The following is a 20,191-nucleotide window of genomic DNA, read 5'->3' as shown; positions in this document are numbered from 1 at the left end:
TTTGTGACGGGTGTTTTACAGCACAGAAATCGGGCACCTCGGCCTTCTCGTGTTAGGTGGATGCAGGCAGGGCAAAGATCAAGAGTTAACATCGCCTGCAATCCACTCCATCACTGAGGTCGCGTTCCCTACACAGCAAAACGGCGCCGCGACGGCGCCGTTCCACAAAAATATGCGGCGACGTGCCATGTCAGGCGCTGACGTTGCCCTTCTTTTCCTTCTGTTCGGAGTAGATGTAGAGCGGCCGGGCGCTGCCGGTCACCACTTCTTCCGAAATCACCACTTCGCGCACGCCTTCGAGCGCGGGCAGTTCGAACATGGTGTCGAGCAGGATCGCTTCCATGATCGAACGCAGGCCGCGCGCGCCGGTCTTGCGCTCGATAGCGCGCTTGGCGATCGCCGACAGCGCGTTCTCGTGGAAGGTCAGGTCGACATTTTCCATCTCGAACAGCCGCTGGTACTGCTTGACCAGCGCGTTCTTCGGCTCGGTCAGGATCTGGATCAGCGCCGGCTCGTCGAGGTCCTCCAGCGTCGCCAGAACGGGCAGACGGCCGACGAATTCCGGAATGAGGCCGAACTTCAGCAGATCCTCGGGCTCGACCTGGCGGAAGATGTCACCGGTGCGGCGGTCCTCCGGCGAGGCGACCGTGGCGCCGAAACCGATCGAGGTCTTGCGGCCGCGATCCGAGATGATCTTGTCCAGGCCGGCAAAGGCGCCACCGCAGATGAACAGGATGTTGGCGGTGTCGACCTGCAGGAATTCCTGCTGCGGATGCTTGCGGCCGCCCTGCGGCGGCACGGAAGCGACGGTGCCTTCCATGATCTTCAGCAGCGCCTGCTGCACGCCCTCGCCCGACACGTCGCGGGTTATCGAGGGATTGTCGGACTTGCGCGAAATCTTGTCGATCTCGTCGATGTAGACGATGCCGCGCTGGGCCCGCTCGACATTGTAGTCGGCCGACTGCAGGAGCTTCAGGATGATGTTCTCGACGTCCTCGCCGACATAACCGGCTTCGGTCAGCGTCGTGGCGTCGGCCATGGTGAAGGGCACGTCGATGATGCGGGCCAGCGTCTGCGCGAGCAGCGTCTTGCCGCAACCGGTCGGGCCGATCAGCAGGATGTTGGATTTGGCCAGCTCGACATCGTTGTTCTTGCCGGCATGCGCGAGGCGCTTGTAGTGGTTGTGGACGGCCACCGACAGCACGCGCTTGGCGTAGGGCTGGCCGATGACATAGTCGTCGAGAACCTTGAGGATCTCCTGCGGTGTCGGCACGCCCTCGCGCGACTTCACCATCGAGGTCTTGTTCTCCTCGCGGATGATGTCCATGCAGAGTTCGACGCATTCGTCGCAGATGAAGACCGTCGGGCCGGCGATCAGCTTGCGCACCTCATGCTGGCTTTTGCCGCAAAACGAGCAATAAAGCGTGTTCTTCGAGTCACCGCTGTTGTTGCCGACCTTGCTCATTTTCCTGTCCTTTCATCGCCGCCCGCCGATGGTCTGGCTGAAAGGGCGCATACTCTATTTATCGCGGGAATCCGCCGCCGCCAGTGTCCCGGCTCCCGCAACGTATTCCGTACGAAACACAAATCAGAAAACGTGGCAATGATTCGCAGCAACCCCACACAAAGCTAAGCCGTCGAAAATCAACATAGCCTTAACGTAGGCAATCCCGACCGTCGAGGGAACAGCCAATTGTGGCCGAAATGCCGCAAGACGCGCCAAAAGCGCGTGATGGTGTCATCCAACTGCCACCAAGCCCTTATGCCACGGCGCTTTCAACCGGCTCGCGCGACGAAATGACCTTGTCGATGAGGCCGAAATCCTTGGCTTCGTCGGCGGTCATGAAATGGTCGCGGTCGAGCGTGCGTTCGATCTCCTCGTAGCTCTTGCCGGTGTGCTTGACATAGACCTCGTTGAGACGGCGCTTCAGCTTGACGATATCCATGGCATGGCGCTCGATGTCGGAGGCCTGGCCCTGGAAGCCGCCGGACGGCTGGTGAACCATGATGCGGGCGTTCGGCGTGGCGAAGCGCATGTCCTTATGGCCGGCGGTCAAAAGCAGCGAGCCCATCGAGGCCGCCTGGCCGATGCAGAGCGTCGACACGGCCGGCTTGATGAACTGCATGGTGTCGTAGATCGCCATACCCGAAGTGACCACGCCACCCGGCGAATTGATGTAGAGGTTGATTTCCTTCTTCGGATTTTCGGCTTCGAGGAACAGGAGCTGCGCGCAGACCAGCGTCGCCATGCCGTCCTCGACCGGACCGGTGATGAAAATGATGCGCTCCTTGAGGAGGCGCGAGAAGATGTCGTAGGCCCGCTCGCCGCGATTGGTCTGTTCGACCACCATCGGAACGAGGTTCATGTAGGTTTCGACGGGGTTTTTCATCAGTTATCTCTTATCTCGCGGTGGGATTCCGGCGCCGGGAATGCTGGCAGATCGGGCAGAATCGGTTCTGGATCGTTGTTCCGTAGATAGGATGCCGGCTCATCCTTGTGCAAGGCCGACCCGTCCTAGCCATCTGGGTAAGTCGAATCAAGCTTTTCGGCCAAGGATTCGCATCGCTGACGCTTGCGCCGGTCAAGGGCAGACGGTACCGGCCCGCAACGTAGCAGTTTCTTAACCGCGTCACTTAACGAAATGCGCCAAAACCGCTTTTCTGAGCGGCGTCTTTCCCTACAATTCAACGTTGAACTTGTGCCTGCGGTTCAAACAGGGGGAGTGTCATGTTCAGGAGAAGCGCATCCTTCGCCATTGCCGGGCTGGCCATGCTCGGCACGACTTCGCAGACGGCGGCCGGCGGCCGCGCGGTGGAATGCTACGAACCGGTCCGCACGCCTGACCTCTACGACACCGTCTATGAAGACGTGATGGTCAGCCCGCCGGGCCAGCAGGTCGACTACACCCCGCCCATCTACGGCACACGCGAACGCGTGGTGATGACCGTTCCGGCGCAGGTGACCTACGAAATCGTGCCCGCCGTCACCCGCACCGTCTACCACACGGTGAGGGTCGACGACGGCGGCTATTCCTGGGAATGGCGCGTCATCCATGGCCGCAAGGTGCTGTGCAAGGTCTGGCACAAGGCGCGCTACGGGCGCGTCGCCGAGACGGTGGTGATCCAGCCTGAACGTACGCGGCGGGTCGTCATCCCGGCGCAATATGACAGGATCGCCGAGGAAGTCCTGGTGCAGCCGGAGCAAAGGCGCGTCATCGACGTCCCTGCCTCCTACCAGACCGTCGCGCGGCGCGTGCTGGTCCGCGAAGGGTCGTCGGGCTGGCGGCGCGTGCATATTCCGAGGCACTGCCAGGATTAGGCCACCTCCGCCCGGAGCCACGCCTTCAGGCCGGCGATGTCGCCATCGCCAACGGCGACGGCTACGCGCCTGCCGACCGCGGCACCGAACTTGTAGCCATGGCCAGAGCAGGCCGAGACAACAAGGCACTTGCCCTTGGCATGCGCCATGAATTTCTCATCGGCGGTGAAGGTGTAGGCGCAGGTGACCACCTCGGTCACCTCATATTCCTGGATGCGGGCGATCGGCGGCGAAAACAGGTTGCGGATCGCCTCGCCCTCGCCCGGCACCGGCTGACGGTTCCAGTCGGCGTCGCTGGTCGGCACCCTGTGCAGACCTGAGCCGAATTTCATGCCGGCACCGCCGGAGGGCGGAATGACGTAGCCATCGACAGCGCCGCCGACGTCGAGGACGACCGGTGCCGCCTCCCAGGCCGCCTTCAGCTCGGCCGGCGGTTCGACATAGGCAAGGGCTGTTCGATAGGTCTTCAGTTCGCCGCCCAGTTCCGGAAGCAGCTTCAGCACCCAGGCGCCAGCGGCGACGACGACGCGGTCGGCCTGCATGGCTTCGCCGCTTTCGAGCACGATGCGGCCAGTGTCGGAGTCGATCGCGGTCACCTTGCTGTGTTCGTAGACATTGGCGCCGTTGGTACGCAGCCAGGCGGCAAGGCCGGAAGCGATCTTGCGGCAGTGGAGCGCGCCGCCCTCCGGCGAATAATAGGCATAGCGGAACGTGCCCGGCTCGAGGAAAGGCCAGCGCTTGACCGCGGCGTCGGGTTCGAACAGTTCGAACGGAAAATTCCCCTCCTCCAGGCCCTCGCGGTATTCCTCGGCCTCGTCGCCCGGTTCGCGCGAAATGCAGACGAATCCGCGCGCATCGAGGTGGCTTTCGCCGAGATCGGCCCACATCTCGTCCCAGGCCTCATAGGCTTCGGTGATCAGCCGCCCGTAGCCGGTTCCGGTGCGGTAGGCGCGACGGATGATGCGGTGATGGTCGCCGGACGCGGCCAGCGGGTTGGGGATCGGCCCCTGCTCGACGATCGACACGCTGTGGCCGGCCTTGACCAGCGACCATGCCGTGGAGAGACCGGCAATCCCCGCGCCGACAACGATCACGTTCATCCGCTCAGACCTTCCGCGCGCATTGGCTGGCTCAATTCATTGGAGTGCGGGCGCCAACATACGGTCTGGAATGCGGCTGGCAAGCCGCGCTATGGGTCTGGCATGACCAATTCGACACTCCCCTATCTTGCCTTCGATCCAGCCACTCGCCGGCTGCGTCTCGACCCGCACGAGCCGGCTTTCTTCCTGAACCCGTATGTGGCTTACGCCGTCCTGCACGGCGTCTCGAACGCCTTCTTCTGGGAGGAATTCGGCTTCTGGTGCTTTGGCGGCTTCGACGATGTCAACCGGCTGCTGCGCGACCGCCGCTTCGGCCGCCAGAACCCGGCCGGCATTCCCGACAGCCGGGGTGTCGGCCAGGACCGCAGCCATCTCAAGGCGTTCGACGGCATTGAAGCCAACTCCATGCTCGAATTGGAACCGCCCGTGCACACGCGTCTGAGAACCTTGGTCAACCGGGCCTTCGTCTCGCGCCAGGTCGAACGGCTGCGGCCACGGGTCGAGGCGCTCGCCAACGAGCTGATCAACCGCTTTGACCCGGCCGGACCGGTCGACCTTTTGCCTGCCTTCGCTTCTCCCCTGCCGATCACCATCATCGCCGAAATGCTCGGCGTGCCGGTCAAGATGGGCCCGCAACTTCTCGACTGGTCCCATCAAATGGTCGCCATGTACATTCATGGCCGCACGCGCGAGACCGAGGAGACGGCCAACCGCGCCGCGAGCGAATTTGCCGATTTCCTGCGCGGCTACGTCACCGAGCGGCGCAACAATCCCGGCGACGACCTCCTGTCGCTGCTGATTTCGGCACAGGAGGAAGGCCAGAGGCTGTCCGAGGACGAAATGGTGTCCTCGGCAATCCTGCTGCTCAATGCCGGCCATGAAGCGACCGTGCATCAGACCGGCAACGCGGTGCGCTCGATCCTGGCGCAAGGCGGCGATCCCAGCCGCTTCTTCACCTCGGCGGAAGCGACCGCCGCAACCGTCGAGGAATGCCTGCGCTTCGACGCGCCGCTGCATATGTTCACGCGCTACGCCTACCAGGAAATCGAGATTGCACCCGGCATCATCGTGCAGCCGGGCCAGACCATCGGGCTTTTGCTCGGCATGGCCAATCATGATCCGCACGCTTTTGCCGAACCGCAGGCCTTCCGGCCGGATCGGAGCGACCAGAAGAACGTGTCCTTCGGCGCCGGCATCCATTTCTGCATCGGCGCGCCGCTGGCCCGGCTCGAACTGCAGGTGTCGTTGAGGACTTTGTTCGAGCGGCACCCGCGGTTGCATCTTGCCGAGACCCCGCGCTTCCGCGACACTTACCACTTCCATGGGCTGGAAACGCTCGCCGTCGGCTTCTGAACGATCGCGGGCGAGACTGTTTTGGAGACCGGCGACGGCGTTCGCATTGGCGTAGTTGTGCGCCTGGCTGGGGACCACAGCACTCGCCCACGCCGATATCGAAGTCCAGGACGCCAATCTGCTGACGGCGCATGACAAAAGCGTCGGAAGCCTGCCCCAGCCAGTTTCCGGCGAAGTGATCACAGCTTGATCACATACTCCTTGCGAGTCGTTTCAAGCACTTCCCAGCTGCCCTTGAAGCCCGGCCTCAGCACGAAACTGTCACCGGCCTTGACGGTTCGCGCTTCGCCCCCGTCTTCCGAGATCACCGAAACGCCGGACAGGATGTGGCAGAACTCCCATTCGTCATAGACGATACGCCATTTGCCGGGGGTCGCTTCCCAGATGCCCGCATAGAGGCCGCCGTCCCGCTCCTCGACGTTCCAGGTGCGGAATTTTGGATCGCCCGAGATCAGGCGATCCGGCGCGGGCGCGCCGGATTCGGGTTCGACGCTCTTGGTGTCGACCGAAAGGAAAGCGGCCATCAGCAATCAGACCTTGGCGAGTGCCTGTTCGAGGTCGGCGACGATATCAGTGACGTCCTCGATGCCGATCGAAAGCCGCACGGTGTCCGGGCCGGCGCCGGCCTTGACCTTCTGCTCGTCGGAAAGCTGGCGGTGCGTGGTCGACGCCGGATGGATGACCAGCGACTTGGTGTCGCCGACATTGGCCAGGTGCGAGAACAGTTCCAGCGCCTCGACGAATTTGACCCCAGCCTCGTAGCCGCCCTTGAGGCCGAAGGTGAACACGGCGCCTGCGCCGAGCGGCGAGTATTTCTTCTGCAGCGCATTGTTCTTGTCGCTGGGCAGGCCGGGATAATTCACCCAGGCGACCTTGGGTTGGTTGGACAGCCAGCCGGCAACCGTGACCGCATTGTCGCAATGACGCTGCATGCGCAGCGGCAAGGTTTCCAGGCCGGTCAGGATAAGGAAGGCGTTGAAGGGCGAGATCGCCGGGCCGAGGTCGCGCAGGCCAAGCACGCGCGCGGCGATGGCGAAGGCGAAATTGCCGAAAGTTTCGTGCAGGACGAGGCCGCCATATTCGGGGCGCGGTTCCGACAGCATCGGATATTTGCCCGACTTCGACCAGTCGAAGGTGCCACCATCGACAATGACGCCGCCGATCGAATTGCCATGGCCGCCGATGAACTTGGTCAGCGAATGCACGACGATATCGGCGCCGTGCTCGATCGGACGGATCAGATAGGGCGAGGCCAGCGTGTTGTCGACGATCAGCGGCAGACCGTGCCTGCGGGCGATGTCGCCGATCTTCTCGATGTCGACGAAAGTGCCGCCCGGATTGGCCAGGCTCTCGATGAAGATCGCCTTGGTCCTGTCGTCGATCTGGCTTTCGAAGGTCGAGATGTCGTTGGTGTCGGCCCAACGGACTTCCCAGCCGTAATTCTTGAAGGCATGGCCGAACTGGTTGATCGAACCGCCATAGAGCCTTGTTGCGGCGACGAAATTGTCGCCCGGCTGCATCAGATTGTGGAACACGATGACCTGCGCGGCGTGGCCGGATGCGACTGCAAGGGCAGCAGTGCCACCCTCGAGTGCCGCAACGCGCTCTTCAAGCACGGCCTGCGTCGGGTTCATGATACGGGTATAGATGTTGCCAAACGCCTTCAGGCCGAACAGGGACGCGGCGTGGTCGGCATCATCGAAGACGAAGGAGGTCGTCTGGTAGATCGGCGTGGCGCGCGCGCCGGTGGCCGGATCGGGCTTGGCGCCGGCATGGACGGCGAGCGTGTTGAAACCGGGCGTACGGGTCACTTAAAACCTCCCTCAAGAACTTCTCAGAATTCGCCGGGCATTCTTGGCGAAGCCCGGCTCGGAATGCAAAGAAGAAAATACCCTTCGGCGTGGGACCTTCGACCAAGCCGCAGGAAAATACGACGCCAGCCGGAATAATTTTGCGCTTCTCGCCCGCGGCCTATTTCTGGCGCACGCCGAAACTCTGAAACCCCTGGCGCATCAGTGGTTTTTTGGACGACAGCACGCCGGAATTGACGCCGGTCCAGCCGATCTCGCCGGAGAGCTTGCCGTATTCGATCTTGGGGCAGCGGTTCATCACCACCTTGATGCCGGCGGCTTCGGCGCGCGTGGCAGCCTCGTCATGGCGCACACCGAGCTGCATCCAGACGACTTTCGGCAAGGGATCGAGCCGCAACACCTCGTCGACAATGCCCGGCACCGCGGTCGCGGCGCGGAAGATGTCGACCATATCGATCGGCTCCGGAATATCGGCCAGACTGGCATAGGTCATCCGGCCGAGGATTTCCTTGCCGGCCTGGCCAGGATTGACCGGAAACACCGAAAAGCCCTTGGCCAGCAGGTATTTCAGGACGAAATAGCTCGGCCTGACGTCATTGGCCGACGCGCCGACCATGGCGATGATCTTCACCGAATTGAGGATGCCGGCGATGTAGGTGTTGTCGTAGCTATCGTGATTCATGCCTCGTCCTCATACAACGCCTCGGCGAGAAAACCATCCGGGTCGTTGCTGAAATCGCGCAACATGCGGAAGTGGTCCGTATCACGAAAGTCGGCGGGCTCGAGCCCGAACCGGCTGATGCGGAACAGCCGCGCGCCGGGACAGGCCATCAACAATGGCGAGTGCGTCCCATGATCACCTGCGCGGTGCCGGATTGGTCCATGCGCCGCAGCATCTTCAGCAGTTCGATCTGCCGCGACGGGGAAAGGGCGCTTTCCGGCTCGTCGAGGATATAGATGCCTTGCCTGCGGCAGCGTTCCTCGAAGAAACGGATAAACCCCTCGCCATGCGACCAGGACAGGAAATCCGGCGGCGGTGGCTTGAACGGGTCTTCCAGAGCCGCCTGGTCGAGGTAACGAGCCACCGAATAGAAGGATTCTGCGCGAAAGAACCAGCCGGCGGTTACCTTCGGCAGCCACTGGCCCCGAAATGTGCTGGCCAGCGCAGCGCCGCTCTTGTCGATGGCGATTGAATGGTCGACCGGGCGGTAGCCCTTGCCGCTGCCGGCCTCGTCATAACCGGCCAAAGCACCAATCGCTTCCAGCAGCGTCGATTTGCCGGTGCCGTTCTCGCCGACGATGATGGTGATCGGCGTGGTGAATTCGAGCTCGAATTCGCGGTAGCGAAACAGCGGCAGGTTCCAGGGGTACTTTTCCCAGTCGGACACTCGCTGTTTATCGAGCAGGACACGCTTGAGGTATGGCGCCTTGAGCCGCGTCAGCTGTTTGCGGTAGGCCATCAAGCAGGCAGCGAAATCGTGCCGTCCGCCGCGATCGGAAAGGCCGGATTGTGTGCGACTTCCCAGACATGCCCGTCCGCATCGGCGAAATAGCCGTACCAGCCACCCCAGAAGGCGCGGCCTGCCGGTTTGACGATGCGGCCGCCGGCCTTTTCCGCCGTGGCGAGCACCTCGTCGACTTCGGCGTCGGAGCGGGTGTTGTAGGCGAGGTAGACGGCGGACGGCGCTCCGGCGAATGCGATGCTGGAATCCGCCTCGGCACTGGCGCGCGGGAACAGGCCGAGAATGATGCCGCCCATCTGGAAGAAGGCGACGCCGTCGGTGATGCCGGCATGCCGTTTCAGCCCCATGGTTTCGTAGAAGCGCACGGCGCGGTCGAGGTCATCCGTTGCAATCGTGACGATGGAGATGCGCGGCTCCACGGCTACTCGTCCGTCCATTCCGGCTTGCGCTTGCCGATGAAGGCGCCGATGCCTTCTTCCGCGTCGCGCGCCAGCATGTTCTCGACCATGACGCGGCCGGTATAGGCATAGGCGTCCGCCAGGCCCATTTCGGCCTGCGCGTAAAAGGCCTCCTTGCCGGTCTTGACCACCAAAGATGATTTGGAAGCAATGGTTTGCGCGTATTTGCTGACGATCTGATTCAGGTATTCGCGCGGCACGACACGGTTGACCAGGCCGAATTCCTTGGCGGTTGCCGCGTCGATCGTCTCGCCCGTCAACAGCATCTCCATCGCCTGCTTGCGCGAGACGTTGCGCGACAGAGCCACCATCGGCGTCGAGCAGAACAGGCCGATATTGACGCCCGGCGTGCAGAAGGTCGCCTCATGCGAGGCGATCGCCAGGTCGCAGCTGGCGACAAGCTGCAGGCCGGCGGCGGTCGCCAGGCCGTCGACTTCGGCAATGACCGGCACGGGATGGCGCACGATCGCCTGCATCAGTTGGGCGCAAGCGGCGAATGTCTCTTCGAAGAAAGCCTTGCCGCGATCGGCATCGGCGCGGCGCGCCGTCATTTCCTTGAGATCATGGCCGGCGCAGAACACTTTTCCGGCCGCCGACAGGATGATGACACGAACCGCCTTGTCGGCCTTGGCGCGGTCGAGTTCGGCCGTCAGCGCCGCCATCACCGCGAGCGACAAAGCGTTGGCTGGCGGATTGGCGAGCGTGAGGCGCAGCACGCCCTTGTCCAGCCTGTTCGTGACCGGCCCCTCGACAGCGACAGGCTTGATGGCAAGGATTTCGGCCATGGCTAAGGTCTCCACGATTCCGGTCGGGCTTGTGGACTATCTAATATCGGATTGGCCTTCGTCCAACACCCATCGCTTACGCCAGAAGGCCGAAGGTGTTGCCAGCAATGCCTTGCCGCGCTCATACAGGCTTGGCGTAAAAGCGAGAGACCGACATGCCTGCCCAGACCAATCTCAAGCCGGTGCTGACCGCAGCTCAAGTCAATGTGCTGATGGAAACCGTCTATCCTCAGCTCAACGACCAGTTCAAATATTATGAGGCGATCGACGTTTTCCCAGGCGGCTGCACCGTACGGCTCAATGCCGGCGAGCGGCATTTGCGTCCCGGCGGCACGGTATCCGGTCCGTCGCTGTTCACGCTGGCCGACATTGGCGGCTATGTCTGCGTGCTTTCCCATGCCGGGCCGGATGCGCTGTCGGTTACGGTCAACCTCGACATCAACTTCGTGCGCAAGGCCGAGGCCGGGCCGATCGATGGCCATTGCCGGATCCTAAAGCTCGGAAAGAACCTGATGGTGTTCGACATCGACATCGTCGCCGGCCCGGAGGGACAAACAATCGCGCACGCCACGGGCACCTATTCGATCCCGCCGAAGCGCACCGGCGATGTGGTAAAATAATACCTTTTTACTATGCCATTGTTTTTACTGCTGTTTCTTCGCTAGATGGCTTTTTGATCGACTTGACGCGCAATTCCCCCTCACCTATAAGCCGTCACGAAGCAGCGGCCCGCAAAGGCCGCCGTTTTGTTATTGGCGGCGGGCAAGCGCCTCATCGCCAATCCAAGCAACAAGAAACGCCTTCTCTTTGAAGGTCAAAACCGAGAGCAGAAAACATGACAACCTTTTCGCAGAAGCCTGCGGATGTGGTGAAGAAGTGGATCCTGATCGACGCCGAGGGTCTCGTCGTCGGCCGTCTCGCCACTGTCATCGCCAATCATCTTCGCGGCAAGCACAAGCCGACCTTCACCCCGCATGTCGACGACGGCGACAATGTCATCGTCATCAATGCCGACAAGGTGGTGTTCACCGGCAAGAAGTTCACCGACAAGGTCTATTACTGGCACACCGGCCACCCCGGCGGCATCAAGGAGCGCACCGCGCGCCAGCTGCTCGAGGGCCGTTTCCCCGAGCGTGTCGTCGAGAAGGCCGTTGAGCGCATGGTCCCGCGTGGCCCGCTCGGCCGTCGCCAGATGAAGAACCTGCGCGTCTATGCAGGCGCCGAGCATCCGCATGTTGCCCAGCAGCCAGAAGTCCTCGACGTGGCCAAGCTGAATTCCAAGAACAAGAAGGTCGCATAAGATGGCTGAGCTTTCCTCGCTCGCAGAACTGGGCGCCGCCACGGGCAACACCAATACCCAGCCGGCAGCCCCCGTCCACGTCCAGAAGCTCGACAAGTCGGGCCGCGCCTATGCCACCGGCAAGCGCAAGAACGCCATTGCGCGCGTCTGGGTGAAGCCGGGTTCCGGCAAGATCGTCGTCAACGACAAGGAATTCGCGACCTATTTCGCGCGTCCGGTCCTGCAGATGATCCTCAACCAGCCGATCATCGCTTCCAACCGTTCGGGCCAGTACGACATCGTCGCCACCGTCGTCGGCGGCGGCCTCTCCGGCCAGGCCGGTGCGGTGCGTCACGGCATCTCCAAGGCGCTGACCTACTACGAGCCGGCGCTGCGCGCCGTGCTCAAGAAGGGCGGCTTCCTGACCCGCGACAGCCGCGTCGTCGAGCGCAAGAAGTACGGCAAGGCGAAGGCCCGCCGCAGCTTCCAGTTCTCGAAGCGCTAAGCGCTCCGCAGTTGGACAATCGAAAAGGCCGCCTCCGGGCGGCCTTTTTGCATTTGCGAATCCCTATCCTGCGGAATGATCCGCGTCACGGATGAACAGGAAGGCGCAGAGCGCCGCGCCGGCCACCGCAAGCGCCGAGGCGAGGAAGGCAATCTGCATGCCCTGGATCGTGCCCAACCCCAAAGGCGGAGCCGAACAGGTGTTGCACATCCGGAAAATGTCAGGCTCGGCAAATTTGCTGAGGCCCGTCGCGCGCGGCGCGGCACCATGCTACGAAACGGGACCGGCCTTTTCGGTCCAAAGGATATTTGGATAGGTAGTTCTTAGGGAAGGTCGCAGATGTCACCCGAACCGATCAAATTCACCGACGGCGCGGCTTACGAGCGCTTCATGGCTCCCTGGAGCCGATCCGCCGGGGCTTTGTTCCTCGACTGGCTGGCGCCGGGCTCCGGACGGGCCTGGGTTGATGTCGGTGCCGGCAACGGCGCGTTCACTGAGCTCATTCTAGCGAAGTCCGCCCCTTCGTCCGTTTGCGCGATCGATCCCTCCGACGCGCAGATTGCGACCGCTCGGCAAAAAATCTCGGCAAAGCAGGTCGAGCTGTTGATTGGCGATGCGATGGCCCTTCCCTACGACGCCAACCGCTTCGACGTCGCTGTGATGGCGCTGGTGCTGTTCTTCGTCCCCGACCCGCGCAAGGGCGCCTCGGAAATGCTCCGCGTCACCAAGCCCGGCGGCATTGTCGCGTCCTACACCTGGGACGTCATGCGCGGCGGCACCCCTACGCAGCATTTGTGGGAGGAGATGGACGCGATGGGCAAACCGGCCGCACGTCCGCCGAGCGCGGAGGTCTCGCGTTTCGCGGCGCTGAAGGCGCTTTGGGCGGAGCTCGGCATCCGCGATGTCGAGACGCGCGAGCTTGTCGTCGAACGCGCCTTCGCTGACTTCGACGATTATTGGCTATCCATGGTCGTGAGCAGCCCGAGCGGAATCGTCGGGAAGCTGTCGGATGCGGAGAGCGCGGAGCTGAAACGCCGACTAAAGGACAGACTGCCGGCAAGCGCCACGGGAGCGATCACGGTTCACGCCTGGTCGACGGCGATCAAGGGGCGAAAGGCCGCTTAATGCGCGGCGCCTTACGTCGCCGCTTTCTTCTTCCTTCTTCGCCTTCGGCTTGCCGGCTTCGATGCGACCGGCGCTTCCAGCGTGCCCTAGATCGAGGACAGGCGGCCGGACGTGAACGTGTAGATGCCCGCACGCCGGCCGGTCGTCCAGGTGACCACAGCGACGCGCCGGCCGGCACCGTCACAGGAGAGATTGACGTTCGAGGGCGCGCCGATGCCGCGCACCACGTCGCATTCGGTGTGGCCGAGCCCGACCGTGCCGCCCATGGCCGCGGGCGCCGTCGTCGATGTAAACGACCGCTAATTCCGCCGCTGCCACCGGCCCCGTTCGTCGGCCTGCCAATAGGTGACCTCAAATCCGCGCGTCTTGCAATCCGTCCAGGTGCTGCGGGCCAAGGCAAGTGCGTCCGGATCGTCGCCGTTGAACAGCAGCACCATGCGCTCGTAGCTCTGGCTCAATTGATGCTGGCGGTCGCGGCAGGCTCGAGGCGTTCGCCCGTCCCGGCATAAGGCACGCGATAGCCGTTCGCCGCCAGCCAGGCGATGGCCGCTTTCGGTTCGTCGGTCTGGATGATGGTGGCGCCACGATCGGCCCAGAAGCCCCAGGCTTCGCGCGGCAGGCTGGCCTGGACCGCCAATTCGTCGCCACGGCCGCCAGCGAGGAAGCCACCCGGCTTGTTGACGATGGCATAGGTGTCGGCCCAGATGTGCCAGTTGCCCCGCACCGCGGCCGCGCGCATGCGGGTGCTGAACAGCGGTCCACCGGTTTCGGTCAGCGTCTCGGCGCCGGCCCGCCAGTTGATCAGCTCGATCGCGCGCGGCGAGAAGGCGTGGTCGACCGTCCCGGCGAAACCGGCGTCATGGACCGCGTCATCGGCGATGATCGGCATGAACTGGATGCCGCCGCCGATCGCGGCCATGGCCGCCTTCACCGTGGCAATCCTGGTCTGGTTCCAGAGATTCTCCTTGACGATGACCTGGTCGGCCATGCCGAGATCGCGCGCCACCACGATCATGCCCGGGAGGTCACTGACTTCGAGCTTGTTGTCGAGATTGATGAGGATCCTGTCTCGGGTCGCCAGCAGCATCTCGCGCAGCGTCGAAACCCTCTCGTCGGTGACGGCGCGGGTGCCCTCGATCACCAAGCGGCAGGTCTTCAGTTCGGCAAGCGTGTATTTCGCCACCTCGCCCCTGCAGGTCGTGGTGCGCTCGAGCCAGCTGTCATGCATGACGACGAACTCACCGTCCTTCGAGCGCCTGATGTCGACCTCGACAATCTCGGCGCCCATGGCGATCGAGCCTTCGACGGCGGCGAGCGAATTTTCCGCATAGAGCGTCTTGCCGGCCTGCATGCTGCCTGCACGATGGGCGGCCACCATGACATGGTCGCGCCACTGGTTGGCATGCTCGAAGCGGTCGAGAATCTGCCTGGCGCGGGTTTCGCTGGCCAACGCCTGACCAGAGGAAGCCGCAAGTGCCGCGGAAAGCAGAAGACTCAGACAGATGGTTCGCATCCAGAATCGCTCCTTGCCGGATCGAAGCCGGGATAGGCGATGCCCGTGACATCTGGGTGAACGAAGCCGGCTAGCAGATTCTCAGGAAAGGTGGCGTCAGATGCGTTTCGAGAGCCGGCGGAACCTTGTCATCGCCGGAATTTCGATGAAGCGCCAAGTGATCCACGATGCGGCGATGGTGGCGACGAGCATGACGACGATTGCCACCGTTCCGGCCCAGCCGGTGCCGAAGCCCGTCGCCGGCGACCCGCGCAGCACGATGTCGCCGACGAGGCCGAGGCCAAGCTTGTGCTCGACGAGCCCGGCAACGTTGATCAGGCGCGCCTGCACGAAGATGTGGACCATGTAGATGGAATAGGACAGCGCGCCGAGCGTCAGCATGAACGGCGCCCGCAGCAAGGCGGAAATCCAGCCGCCCTCATGGGCAAAGAGAAACAGCGCCAGCGCGAACACCAGGGGTGCCGCGATGCCGAAATCATTGCTGCCCGCCAGTGAGACGAAAAGCACGATGACCGCCACCATGACGATTTCGGCAAGGGCCCAGCTCAGCCGCGGGCCGCTTCTGGCGAGGAGCTGTCGCGCCCCTGCAATGGAATCATGCTGAAACCAGGCCAGCAGGGCCCCGAGCGAGAAGCCGTAGAGGCAGCGGATGAAGCCGAAATCGTAGGATACATCCATATGATGTATGGAGAAGCCAAGCAGAAAAAGCGGCGCGGTGATGGCGGCGGCGACAAGCCATATCCAGGCACGCGCGCCGGCGATGAAGACCACGCCGGCGAACAGCAGGTAGGCGAAGAACTCCGCCGAAATGCTCCAGCTTGGCGCATTCCAGGTCAGGTGATCCTCGAAGCCCATCCCTTGCAGCAGGAGCAGATTGGCAAGCAGGCTCTTCAAATCGAAACCGCCGGTGAAGGGGGCAGCGCCGGTGCCATGCAGTTGCGGCAGCATCAGGCGCAGCAATTCGAAGCCCGCAAAGGCGGCGAGCATGATGAGATGCAGCGGATAGATGCGGCCGAACCGCACCAGCGCGAACCGGGCGACCTCTGCCGGCTGGCCCAGCCGATCGGCATAGCTGCCGGCGATGACAAAGCCGGAAAGGACGAAGAAGAAATCGACGAAAAGATAGGACGAACCGATGAAGGCGCTCTGCGAGATCGCGGAAGCGGTCGGGAAATGAAACAGCACCACAAGCAGCGCGCAGATGCCGCGCCACGAATCGAGAACCTGGAAGCGCTCGCCGGCTATCGTACCGGCATGGGTCGACACCACGGCATCGGACGGATTAAGAAACGCGGCCTGCGTCATGATGATACAAATCCTGTCTTGCCGTGGCACCCGGGCGGCGCCGTTTCGTCTCCCCAAGCCGTGACTGGCATCTTCCATGCCGGTTCTGTAGTTGTTGCACCCCGATGAAAACGAGGACCAGTAATGGCGACCAAGAACATCGACCATGCCTTCACCGCCCGCTCCAAAACGGGTGGCGCCCTTGAGCCGACCTATTCCGGCGCGCTGTCGTTCATGCGGCGCAAATACACCAAGGACGTGAAGGGCGCGGACGCAGTGGTATGGGGCATTCCCTTCGACGCCGCCGTCACCAACCGGCCCGGCGCCCGTTTCGGGCCGCAGGCGATTCGCCGCGCATCGGCGATCCTCGACAATGACCCGCAATATCCATTTTCGCGCGATCTGTTCGAACATCTCGCGGTCGTCGATTACGGCGACTGCCTGCTCGACTCCGGCAACCACCAGAAAACGCCGGGCACGATCGAGCGCGAAGCGGCGAAGATCCTGAAATCAGGCGCCTTTCTTTTGACGCTGGGCGGCGACCATTTCGTCACCTGGCCGCTCCTCAAGGCACATGCCGCCATCCACGGACCGCTTGCCCTGGTGCAGTTCGACGCGCATCAGGATACCTGGGAGGATGACGGCAAACGCATCGACCACGGATCCTTTGTCGGCCGTGCGGTCAAGGAAGGCATCATCGATCCGGACCGTTCGATCCAGATCGGCATCCGCACCCACGCCCCTGATACGTTCGGCATCAAGATCCTCTACGGCCACGAAATCGAGGAGATGCGCGCCTCCGACATCGCCTACGCCATCGTCGACCGCACCGGCGGCAAGAAGACCTACCTCACCTTCGACATTGACTGCCTCGACCCGGCCTATGCGCCCGGAACCGGCACGCCGGTGGCCGGCGGACCGTCCTCGGCGAAGATCCTATCGACGCTGCGCCAGCTCAACCAGGTCGATATTGTCGGCGCCGATGTCGTGGAGGTTGCGCCGGCCTACGATCACGCCGATATAACGGCGATCGCCGGCTCGATGGTGGCCATGCAGTATCTCGGCTTGCTGGCCGAACGAAAGGCACGGCAGGATGAGATGAACAACGGCAATCACAACGGTGCCGCGGTGAATCACGGTAACGGCATATAGTCTCGGAATATCAGGGAATTTGATCAGGTCATGAAACCGAAAATCTTCATCGACGGCGAGCACGGTACCACCGGCCTCCAGATCCGGGCGCTGCTTGCCGAGCGAGGCGACCTGGAGATCATTTCAATCCCCACCGAGCGCCGCAAGGAAACGGCGGCGCGCGCCGAATTCCTCAATGCCGCCGATATCGCGATCCTGTGCCTGCCGGACGATGCGGCGAAGGAGAGCGTCTCGCTGATCGCCAACGACACCACCAAGGTCATCGATGCGTCGACCGCGCATCGTGTCGCCGAAGGCTGGGCCTATGGCTTCGCTGAGATGGACAAGGATCAGGCGAAAACCATCGCCACGGCCAAGCGCGTCGCCAATCCCGGCTGCTGGCCGCAGGGACCGATCGCCACGCTGAGGCCACTGGTCACATCAGGCCTGCTGCCGGCGGATTTCCCCATCACCGTCAACGGCATTTCCGGCTATTCGGGCGGCGGACGCCCGATGATCGAGGACTATGTCGCCAAGGGCGAGGACGCCTCGGAGTTCCTGCCCTATGGCCTGACGCTGCAGCACAAGCATGTGCCGGAACTGCGGGCCTATGCAAAACTGTCGCATGACCCGATCATGCAGCCGGCGGTCGGCAATTTCGCCCAAGGCATGATCACCGTGGTGCCGCTGCAGCTCGGCGGCCTCGAGCATGTGCCGACAGGCGCGGAGCTTCATGCCGCCATTGCCGACCATTTCGCCGCCATCAAGGGCGGCGTGGTCGAGGTGGCGCCCTATGCACATCTGGAGCGCATGCCGGAGATCGATCCCGAGATATACAACGGCACCAACCGCATGAAGGTCTACGTCTTTGCCAACGACAAACGCGCGCAGGCGCTGCTGCTGGCGGTCTATGACAATCTCGGCAAGGGTGCCTCGGGTGCAGCCGTCCAGAACATGGACCTGATGCTCGGCCTTTGATGGACGCACCAGCCTTTCCGGCGCGCTGGAAAGTCAGCGCGCCGGACCTCATTGCCGAAACCTTTTCGAGCCGTATCTGGAAGGTTGTTCGCGACGACGGCTCGCCGGCCGTCGTCAAGGCGCTCAAGCCTTTCGACGATGTCGCCGACGAGCTGCGCGGCGAGCATTTCCTCGCCTGGCGGCGCGGCGAAGGCGCGGTGCGCCTGCTTGGCCGCGACGGCCACCGCATATTGCTCGAATATGGCGGCGACACCCTGCTTACGCGGGTTCTCGATGAACAGGGCGACAATGCCGCGACCGCGATCGCGGCCGAGGTGATGACGAAACTGTTTTCACCATCGCAACACCCTTACCCGCCCGAGTTGCAGCCGCTCAGGGAGAGGTACGCCAGCCTGTTCAGGAAAGCCGCAACCGACAAAGACGCGGGTCATGCCAGCATCTATGTCGAGGCTGCGTCGACCGCCGGACGGCTGCTGGATAATCCGCACGATATCAGGCCCTTGCATGGCGATCTCCACCACGACAACATCCTGCACGGGCCGCGCGGCTGGCTGGTGATCGATCCGAAAGGTGTGCTCGGCGATCCCGGCTTCGACGCCGCCAACATGTTCTACAACCCGCTCGACCGGGACGATCTTTGCCTCGATCCGGAGCGGATCGCGCATATGGCCGAAGTCTTTGCCAGGACACTGGGCCAGGCACCGCCAGCCATCCTCGACCACGCCATCGCCTATGGTTGCCTGTCGGCCGCGTGGCACCGCGAGGACGACAATGCGGTCGAGGAGAACCGCGAACTGTCGATCGCCGAGGCGCTCCGGGCAGTGCGGCTCACCTTCTGAGCGCCGCAGTCACATAGCGTTAGACGTAGCGAGGCAGTTCGACTGCAAAGTAGACTATTGCAGCTGCCAAGAGACCAAAGAGAATGTATCTGCGTTTCATCGGTGGCCGTGTCGGCAGTGGATAGGCGCCCTTGGTGCCGCGCCAATGCGCGGCGGCAAAGCCCAGCACGATCAGTGCAAAAGCTTGATGGGTCAGTGCCATATGCAGCGGCACCTGCATCAGCAGCGTACCGACGCCGATCGAGGCCTGCACCAGCACCAGCACAAACAACAGCGTCGCGCGGCGGGCATGGGTCGAGCCGGGCAGCCGACGACGCGTGGCGATCATGTGCCAGAGCGCGACGGCGAAGACCGTATAGGCGCCGAGCCGGTGGACGAACTGCACCGTCTTCGGACTTTCGAAGAAGTTGCGCCATGCCGGCTCGAGGATCAGCAAATCACCCGGGATGATCTTGCCGTCCATCAGCGGCCAGGTGTTGTAGCTCAGGCCGGCTTCGAGCCCGGCGACCAGGCCGCCGAGGTAGATCTGGACCAGCGCCAGGAACACGATGAAGCCGGCCAGGCGCTGCGTCGAGCGATCGGCGGCGGGCTCCGAATGCGGCGCCAGCCCACGCGCGACGACCATGGTGGCGGTGAAGATCAGCGCCGCCAGCGTCAGGTGCGTCGCCAGCCGATACTGGCTCACGGACACACGGTCGACCAGGCCTGAGGCCACCATCCACCAGCCGATAGCGCCCTGCAGGCCGCCGAGAAGCAGAATGCCGACCAACTTTGGCCCCAGGCCGCGCTCGATACGGCGGCTCCCCCAGAAGACCAGCAGCGGCAAGGCGAAAACCAAGCCGACGCTGCGCGCCAAGAGACGGTGCGCCCACTCCCACCAGAAGATCGACTTGAACGCCTCGATGCTCATGCCCTTGTTGAGCTCGGTGTATTGCGGGATCTGCTGGTAGCGCTGGAATTCCTCCTGCCACTCGGCGTCGTTGAGCGGCGGGATGATACCGTGGATCGGTTGCCATTCGGTGATCGACAGGCCGGACTCCGTAAGCCGCGTGGCGCCGCCGACCACCACCAGGGCAAACAGCACCAGAAGCACGACATAAAGCCAGCCACGCACAAGCGCGCGGTTGTGCAGGTCGCGGTCGCGGGCGACGTATGGCGCGGCGGCTGATACGGCAGCCATGATCTTGTCCCGTCCGGTTGAGGTGGCGGATTGGTGAACCATCGCATTCGTGCTGGCAAGACCATGCA

The 20,191-nt window shown here is 63.1% G+C and carries 20 protein-coding genes and 3 pseudogenes; 9 read left to right on the top strand and 14 right to left on the bottom strand.

What is annotated here, in order from left to right:
- Positions 1-190 precede the first annotated feature (190 nt).
- Positions 191-1,465, bottom strand: coding sequence for an ATP-dependent Clp protease ATP-binding subunit ClpX (gene clpX / locus CK228_RS12760; RefSeq protein WP_010915651.1), 1,275 nt, complete (start codon positions 1,463-1,465; stop codon positions 191-193).
- Between the two features lie 295 nt (positions 1,466-1,760).
- A complete protein-coding gene (clpP, locus tag CK228_RS12755; RefSeq protein WP_095770397.1) occupies positions 1,761-2,390 on the bottom strand; it encodes an ATP-dependent Clp endopeptidase proteolytic subunit ClpP in 630 nt (209 codons plus the stop codon).
- Between the two features lie 338 nt (positions 2,391-2,728).
- Between clpP and CK228_RS12750 the strand changes: the two genes are divergently transcribed.
- Positions 2,729-3,319 (top strand): hypothetical protein, encoded by a 591-nt coding sequence (locus CK228_RS12750; protein WP_095788082.1) that lies wholly within the window; start codon positions 2,729-2,731, stop codon positions 3,317-3,319.
- Here CK228_RS12750 and CK228_RS12745 read toward each other — a convergent pair.
- Positions 3,316-4,419: an FAD-dependent oxidoreductase gene (locus CK228_RS12745; RefSeq protein WP_095788081.1), complete on the bottom strand. Its 1,104-nt coding sequence runs from the start codon at positions 4,417-4,419 to the stop codon at positions 3,316-3,318. The genes CK228_RS12750 and CK228_RS12745 overlap by 4 nt on opposite strands.
- A 102-nt stretch (positions 4,420-4,521) precedes the next feature.
- Between CK228_RS12745 and CK228_RS12740 the strand changes: the two genes are divergently transcribed.
- Positions 4,522-5,772, top strand: coding sequence for a cytochrome P450 (locus CK228_RS12740; protein WP_095788080.1), 1,251 nt, complete (start codon positions 4,522-4,524; stop codon positions 5,770-5,772).
- A 179-nt stretch (positions 5,773-5,951) separates the two neighbouring features.
- Here CK228_RS12740 and CK228_RS12735 read toward each other — a convergent pair whose 3' ends face one another.
- The 6 genes and pseudogenes from CK228_RS12735 to CK228_RS12710 all read right to left on the bottom strand — a co-directional run bounded on the left by CK228_RS12735 (position 5,952) and on the right by CK228_RS12710 (position 10,289).
- Entirely contained in the window at positions 5,952-6,296 is a 345-nt protein-coding gene (locus CK228_RS12735; RefSeq protein WP_179295890.1) for a cupin domain-containing protein, read from the bottom strand.
- A gap of 6 nt (positions 6,297-6,302) precedes the next feature.
- Positions 6,303-7,583, bottom strand: coding sequence for an O-acetylhomoserine aminocarboxypropyltransferase (locus tag CK228_RS12730; RefSeq protein ID WP_095788078.1), 1,281 nt, complete (start codon positions 7,581-7,583; stop codon positions 6,303-6,305).
- Between the two features lie 160 nt (positions 7,584-7,743).
- On the bottom strand, positions 7,744-8,265 hold the full coding sequence (locus CK228_RS12725) for a CoA-binding protein (RefSeq protein WP_095788077.1): 522 nt from the start codon (positions 8,263-8,265) through the stop codon (positions 7,744-7,746).
- Positions 8,262-9,043, bottom strand: a pseudogene (locus tag CK228_RS12720) (AAA family ATPase). The gene CK228_RS12725 and the pseudogene CK228_RS12720 overlap by 4 nt, the downstream one beginning before the upstream one ends.
- Complete coding sequence (locus tag CK228_RS12715) at positions 9,043-9,465, bottom strand: VOC family protein (protein ID WP_095788076.1); 423 nt, start codon at positions 9,463-9,465, stop codon at positions 9,043-9,045. Before CK228_RS12715 ends, CK228_RS12720 begins: the two are co-directional and overlap by 1 nt.
- A 2-nt stretch (positions 9,466-9,467) precedes the next feature.
- The gene (locus tag CK228_RS12710; RefSeq protein WP_095788075.1) at positions 9,468-10,289 is read right to left on the bottom strand and encodes an enoyl-CoA hydratase; all 822 of its coding nucleotides are present in this window, start codon (positions 10,287-10,289) and stop codon (positions 9,468-9,470) included.
- Positions 10,290-10,444: 155 nt separating this feature from the next.
- Here CK228_RS12710 and CK228_RS12705 point away from each other — a divergent pair, with 155 nt between their 5' ends.
- From CK228_RS12705 to CK228_RS12690, 4 genes are all read left to right on the top strand, one after another.
- Positions 10,445-10,909 (top strand): PaaI family thioesterase, encoded by a 465-nt coding sequence (locus tag CK228_RS12705; RefSeq protein WP_095788074.1) that lies wholly within the window; start codon positions 10,445-10,447, stop codon positions 10,907-10,909.
- A 215-nt stretch (positions 10,910-11,124) separates the two neighbouring features.
- Positions 11,125-11,589, top strand: coding sequence for a 50S ribosomal protein L13 (gene rplM, locus CK228_RS12700; protein ID WP_010915638.1), 465 nt, complete (start codon positions 11,125-11,127; stop codon positions 11,587-11,589).
- Position 11,590: 1 nt separating this feature from the next.
- Positions 11,591-12,073: a 30S ribosomal protein S9 gene (rpsI, locus tag CK228_RS12695; RefSeq protein WP_027028580.1), complete on the top strand. Its 483-nt coding sequence runs from the start codon at positions 11,591-11,593 to the stop codon at positions 12,071-12,073.
- 420 nt (positions 12,074-12,493) lie between these two features.
- Complete coding sequence (locus CK228_RS12690; RefSeq protein WP_245317958.1) at positions 12,494-13,198, top strand: class I SAM-dependent methyltransferase; 705 nt, start codon at positions 12,494-12,496, stop codon at positions 13,196-13,198.
- Positions 13,199-13,209: 11 nt separating this feature from the next.
- On the opposite strand, the pseudogene CK228_RS12685 reads toward CK228_RS12690, so the two are convergent.
- From CK228_RS12685 to CK228_RS12670, 4 genes and pseudogenes are all read right to left on the bottom strand, one after another.
- Positions 13,210-13,485, bottom strand: a pseudogene (locus CK228_RS12685) (hypothetical protein); the annotation flags it as partial.
- Positions 13,486-13,497: 12 nt separating this feature from the next.
- A pseudogene (locus CK228_RS12680) lies at positions 13,498-13,653 on the bottom strand (DNA polymerase III subunit chi); the annotation flags it as partial.
- The gene (locus CK228_RS12675) at positions 13,653-14,711 is read right to left on the bottom strand and encodes a glycerophosphodiester phosphodiesterase family protein (protein WP_095788073.1); all 1,059 of its coding nucleotides are present in this window, start codon (positions 14,709-14,711) and stop codon (positions 13,653-13,655) included. The gene CK228_RS12675 and the pseudogene CK228_RS12680, both read right to left, overlap by 1 nt.
- Before the next feature lie 96 nt (positions 14,712-14,807).
- Complete coding sequence (locus CK228_RS12670; RefSeq protein WP_095788072.1) at positions 14,808-16,016, bottom strand: acyltransferase; 1,209 nt, start codon at positions 16,014-16,016, stop codon at positions 14,808-14,810.
- Positions 16,017-16,139: 123 nt separating this feature from the next.
- Here CK228_RS12670 and speB point away from each other — a divergent pair, with 123 nt between their 5' ends.
- From speB to CK228_RS12655, 3 genes are read left to right on the top strand one after another with little or no spacing between them, the layout of a single operon-like run.
- The gene (speB, locus tag CK228_RS12665) at positions 16,140-17,147 is read left to right on the top strand and encodes an agmatinase (RefSeq protein WP_095770411.1); all 1,008 of its coding nucleotides are present in this window, start codon (positions 16,140-16,142) and stop codon (positions 17,145-17,147) included.
- A gap of 30 nt (positions 17,148-17,177) precedes the next feature.
- Positions 17,178-18,104, top strand: a complete 927-nt coding sequence (argC, locus tag CK228_RS12660) for an N-acetyl-gamma-glutamyl-phosphate reductase (protein ID WP_095788071.1) — start codon at positions 17,178-17,180, stop codon at positions 18,102-18,104.
- Positions 18,101-18,943, top strand: a complete 843-nt coding sequence (locus CK228_RS12655; protein ID WP_210202890.1) for an aminoglycoside phosphotransferase family protein — start codon at positions 18,101-18,103, stop codon at positions 18,941-18,943. Before argC ends, CK228_RS12655 begins: the two co-directional genes overlap by 4 nt.
- Positions 18,944-18,962: 19 nt before the next feature.
- On the opposite strand, the gene CK228_RS12650 is transcribed toward CK228_RS12655, so the two are convergent.
- The gene (locus tag CK228_RS12650) at positions 18,963-20,123 is read right to left on the bottom strand and encodes a COX15/CtaA family protein (RefSeq protein ID WP_245438015.1); all 1,161 of its coding nucleotides are present in this window, start codon (positions 20,121-20,123) and stop codon (positions 18,963-18,965) included.
- Between the last annotated feature and the right edge of the window lie 68 nt (positions 20,124-20,191).

Origin of the sequence: Mesorhizobium sp. WSM4312, assembly GCF_002294875.1 — a bacterium.
Classification (GTDB): domain Bacteria; phylum Pseudomonadota; class Alphaproteobacteria; order Rhizobiales; family Rhizobiaceae; genus Mesorhizobium.
This window is presented reverse-complemented; position numbering and strand designations above follow the sequence as displayed.

Bases quoted from the DNA above. Each gene is read 5' to 3' on its own strand.
- CK228_RS12670 (WP_095788072.1), bottom strand. From the start codon at position 16,016: ATGACGCAGGCCGCGTTTCTTAATCCGTCCGATGCCGTGGTGTCGACC.
- clpP (WP_095770397.1), bottom strand. From the start codon at position 2,390: ATGAAAAACCCCGTCGAAACCTACATGAACCTCGTTCCGATGGTGGTC.
- argC (WP_095788071.1), top strand. From the start codon at position 17,178: ATGAAACCGAAAATCTTCATCGACGGCGAGCACGGTACCACCGGCCTC.
- CK228_RS12710 (WP_095788075.1), bottom strand. From the start codon at position 10,289: ATGGCCGAAATCCTTGCCATCAAGCCTGTCGCTGTCGAGGGGCCGGTC.
- speB (WP_095770411.1), top strand. From the start codon at position 16,140: ATGGCGACCAAGAACATCGACCATGCCTTCACCGCCCGCTCCAAAACG.
- CK228_RS12745 (WP_095788081.1), bottom strand. From the start codon at position 4,419: ATGAACGTGATCGTTGTCGGCGCGGGGATTGCCGGTCTCTCCACGGCA.
- rplM (WP_010915638.1), top strand. From the start codon at position 11,125: ATGACAACCTTTTCGCAGAAGCCTGCGGATGTGGTGAAGAAGTGGATC.
- clpX (WP_010915651.1), bottom strand. From the start codon at position 1,465: ATGAGCAAGGTCGGCAACAACAGCGGTGACTCGAAGAACACGCTTTAT.
- CK228_RS12725 (WP_095788077.1), bottom strand. From the start codon at position 8,265: ATGAATCACGATAGCTACGACAACACCTACATCGCCGGCATCCTCAAT.
- CK228_RS12675 (WP_095788073.1), bottom strand. From the start codon at position 14,711: ATGCGAACCATCTGTCTGAGTCTTCTGCTTTCCGCGGCACTTGCGGCT.
- CK228_RS12705 (WP_095788074.1), top strand. From the start codon at position 10,445: ATGCCTGCCCAGACCAATCTCAAGCCGGTGCTGACCGCAGCTCAAGTC.
- CK228_RS12650 (WP_245438015.1), bottom strand. From the start codon at position 20,123: ATGGCTGCCGTATCAGCCGCCGCGCCATACGTCGCCCGCGACCGCGAC.
- CK228_RS12740 (WP_095788080.1), top strand. From the start codon at position 4,522: ATGACCAATTCGACACTCCCCTATCTTGCCTTCGATCCAGCCACTCGC.
- CK228_RS12735 (WP_179295890.1), bottom strand. From the start codon at position 6,296: ATGGCCGCTTTCCTTTCGGTCGACACCAAGAGCGTCGAACCCGAATCC.
- CK228_RS12750 (WP_095788082.1), top strand. From the start codon at position 2,729: ATGTTCAGGAGAAGCGCATCCTTCGCCATTGCCGGGCTGGCCATGCTC.
- rpsI (WP_027028580.1), top strand. From the start codon at position 11,591: ATGGCTGAGCTTTCCTCGCTCGCAGAACTGGGCGCCGCCACGGGCAAC.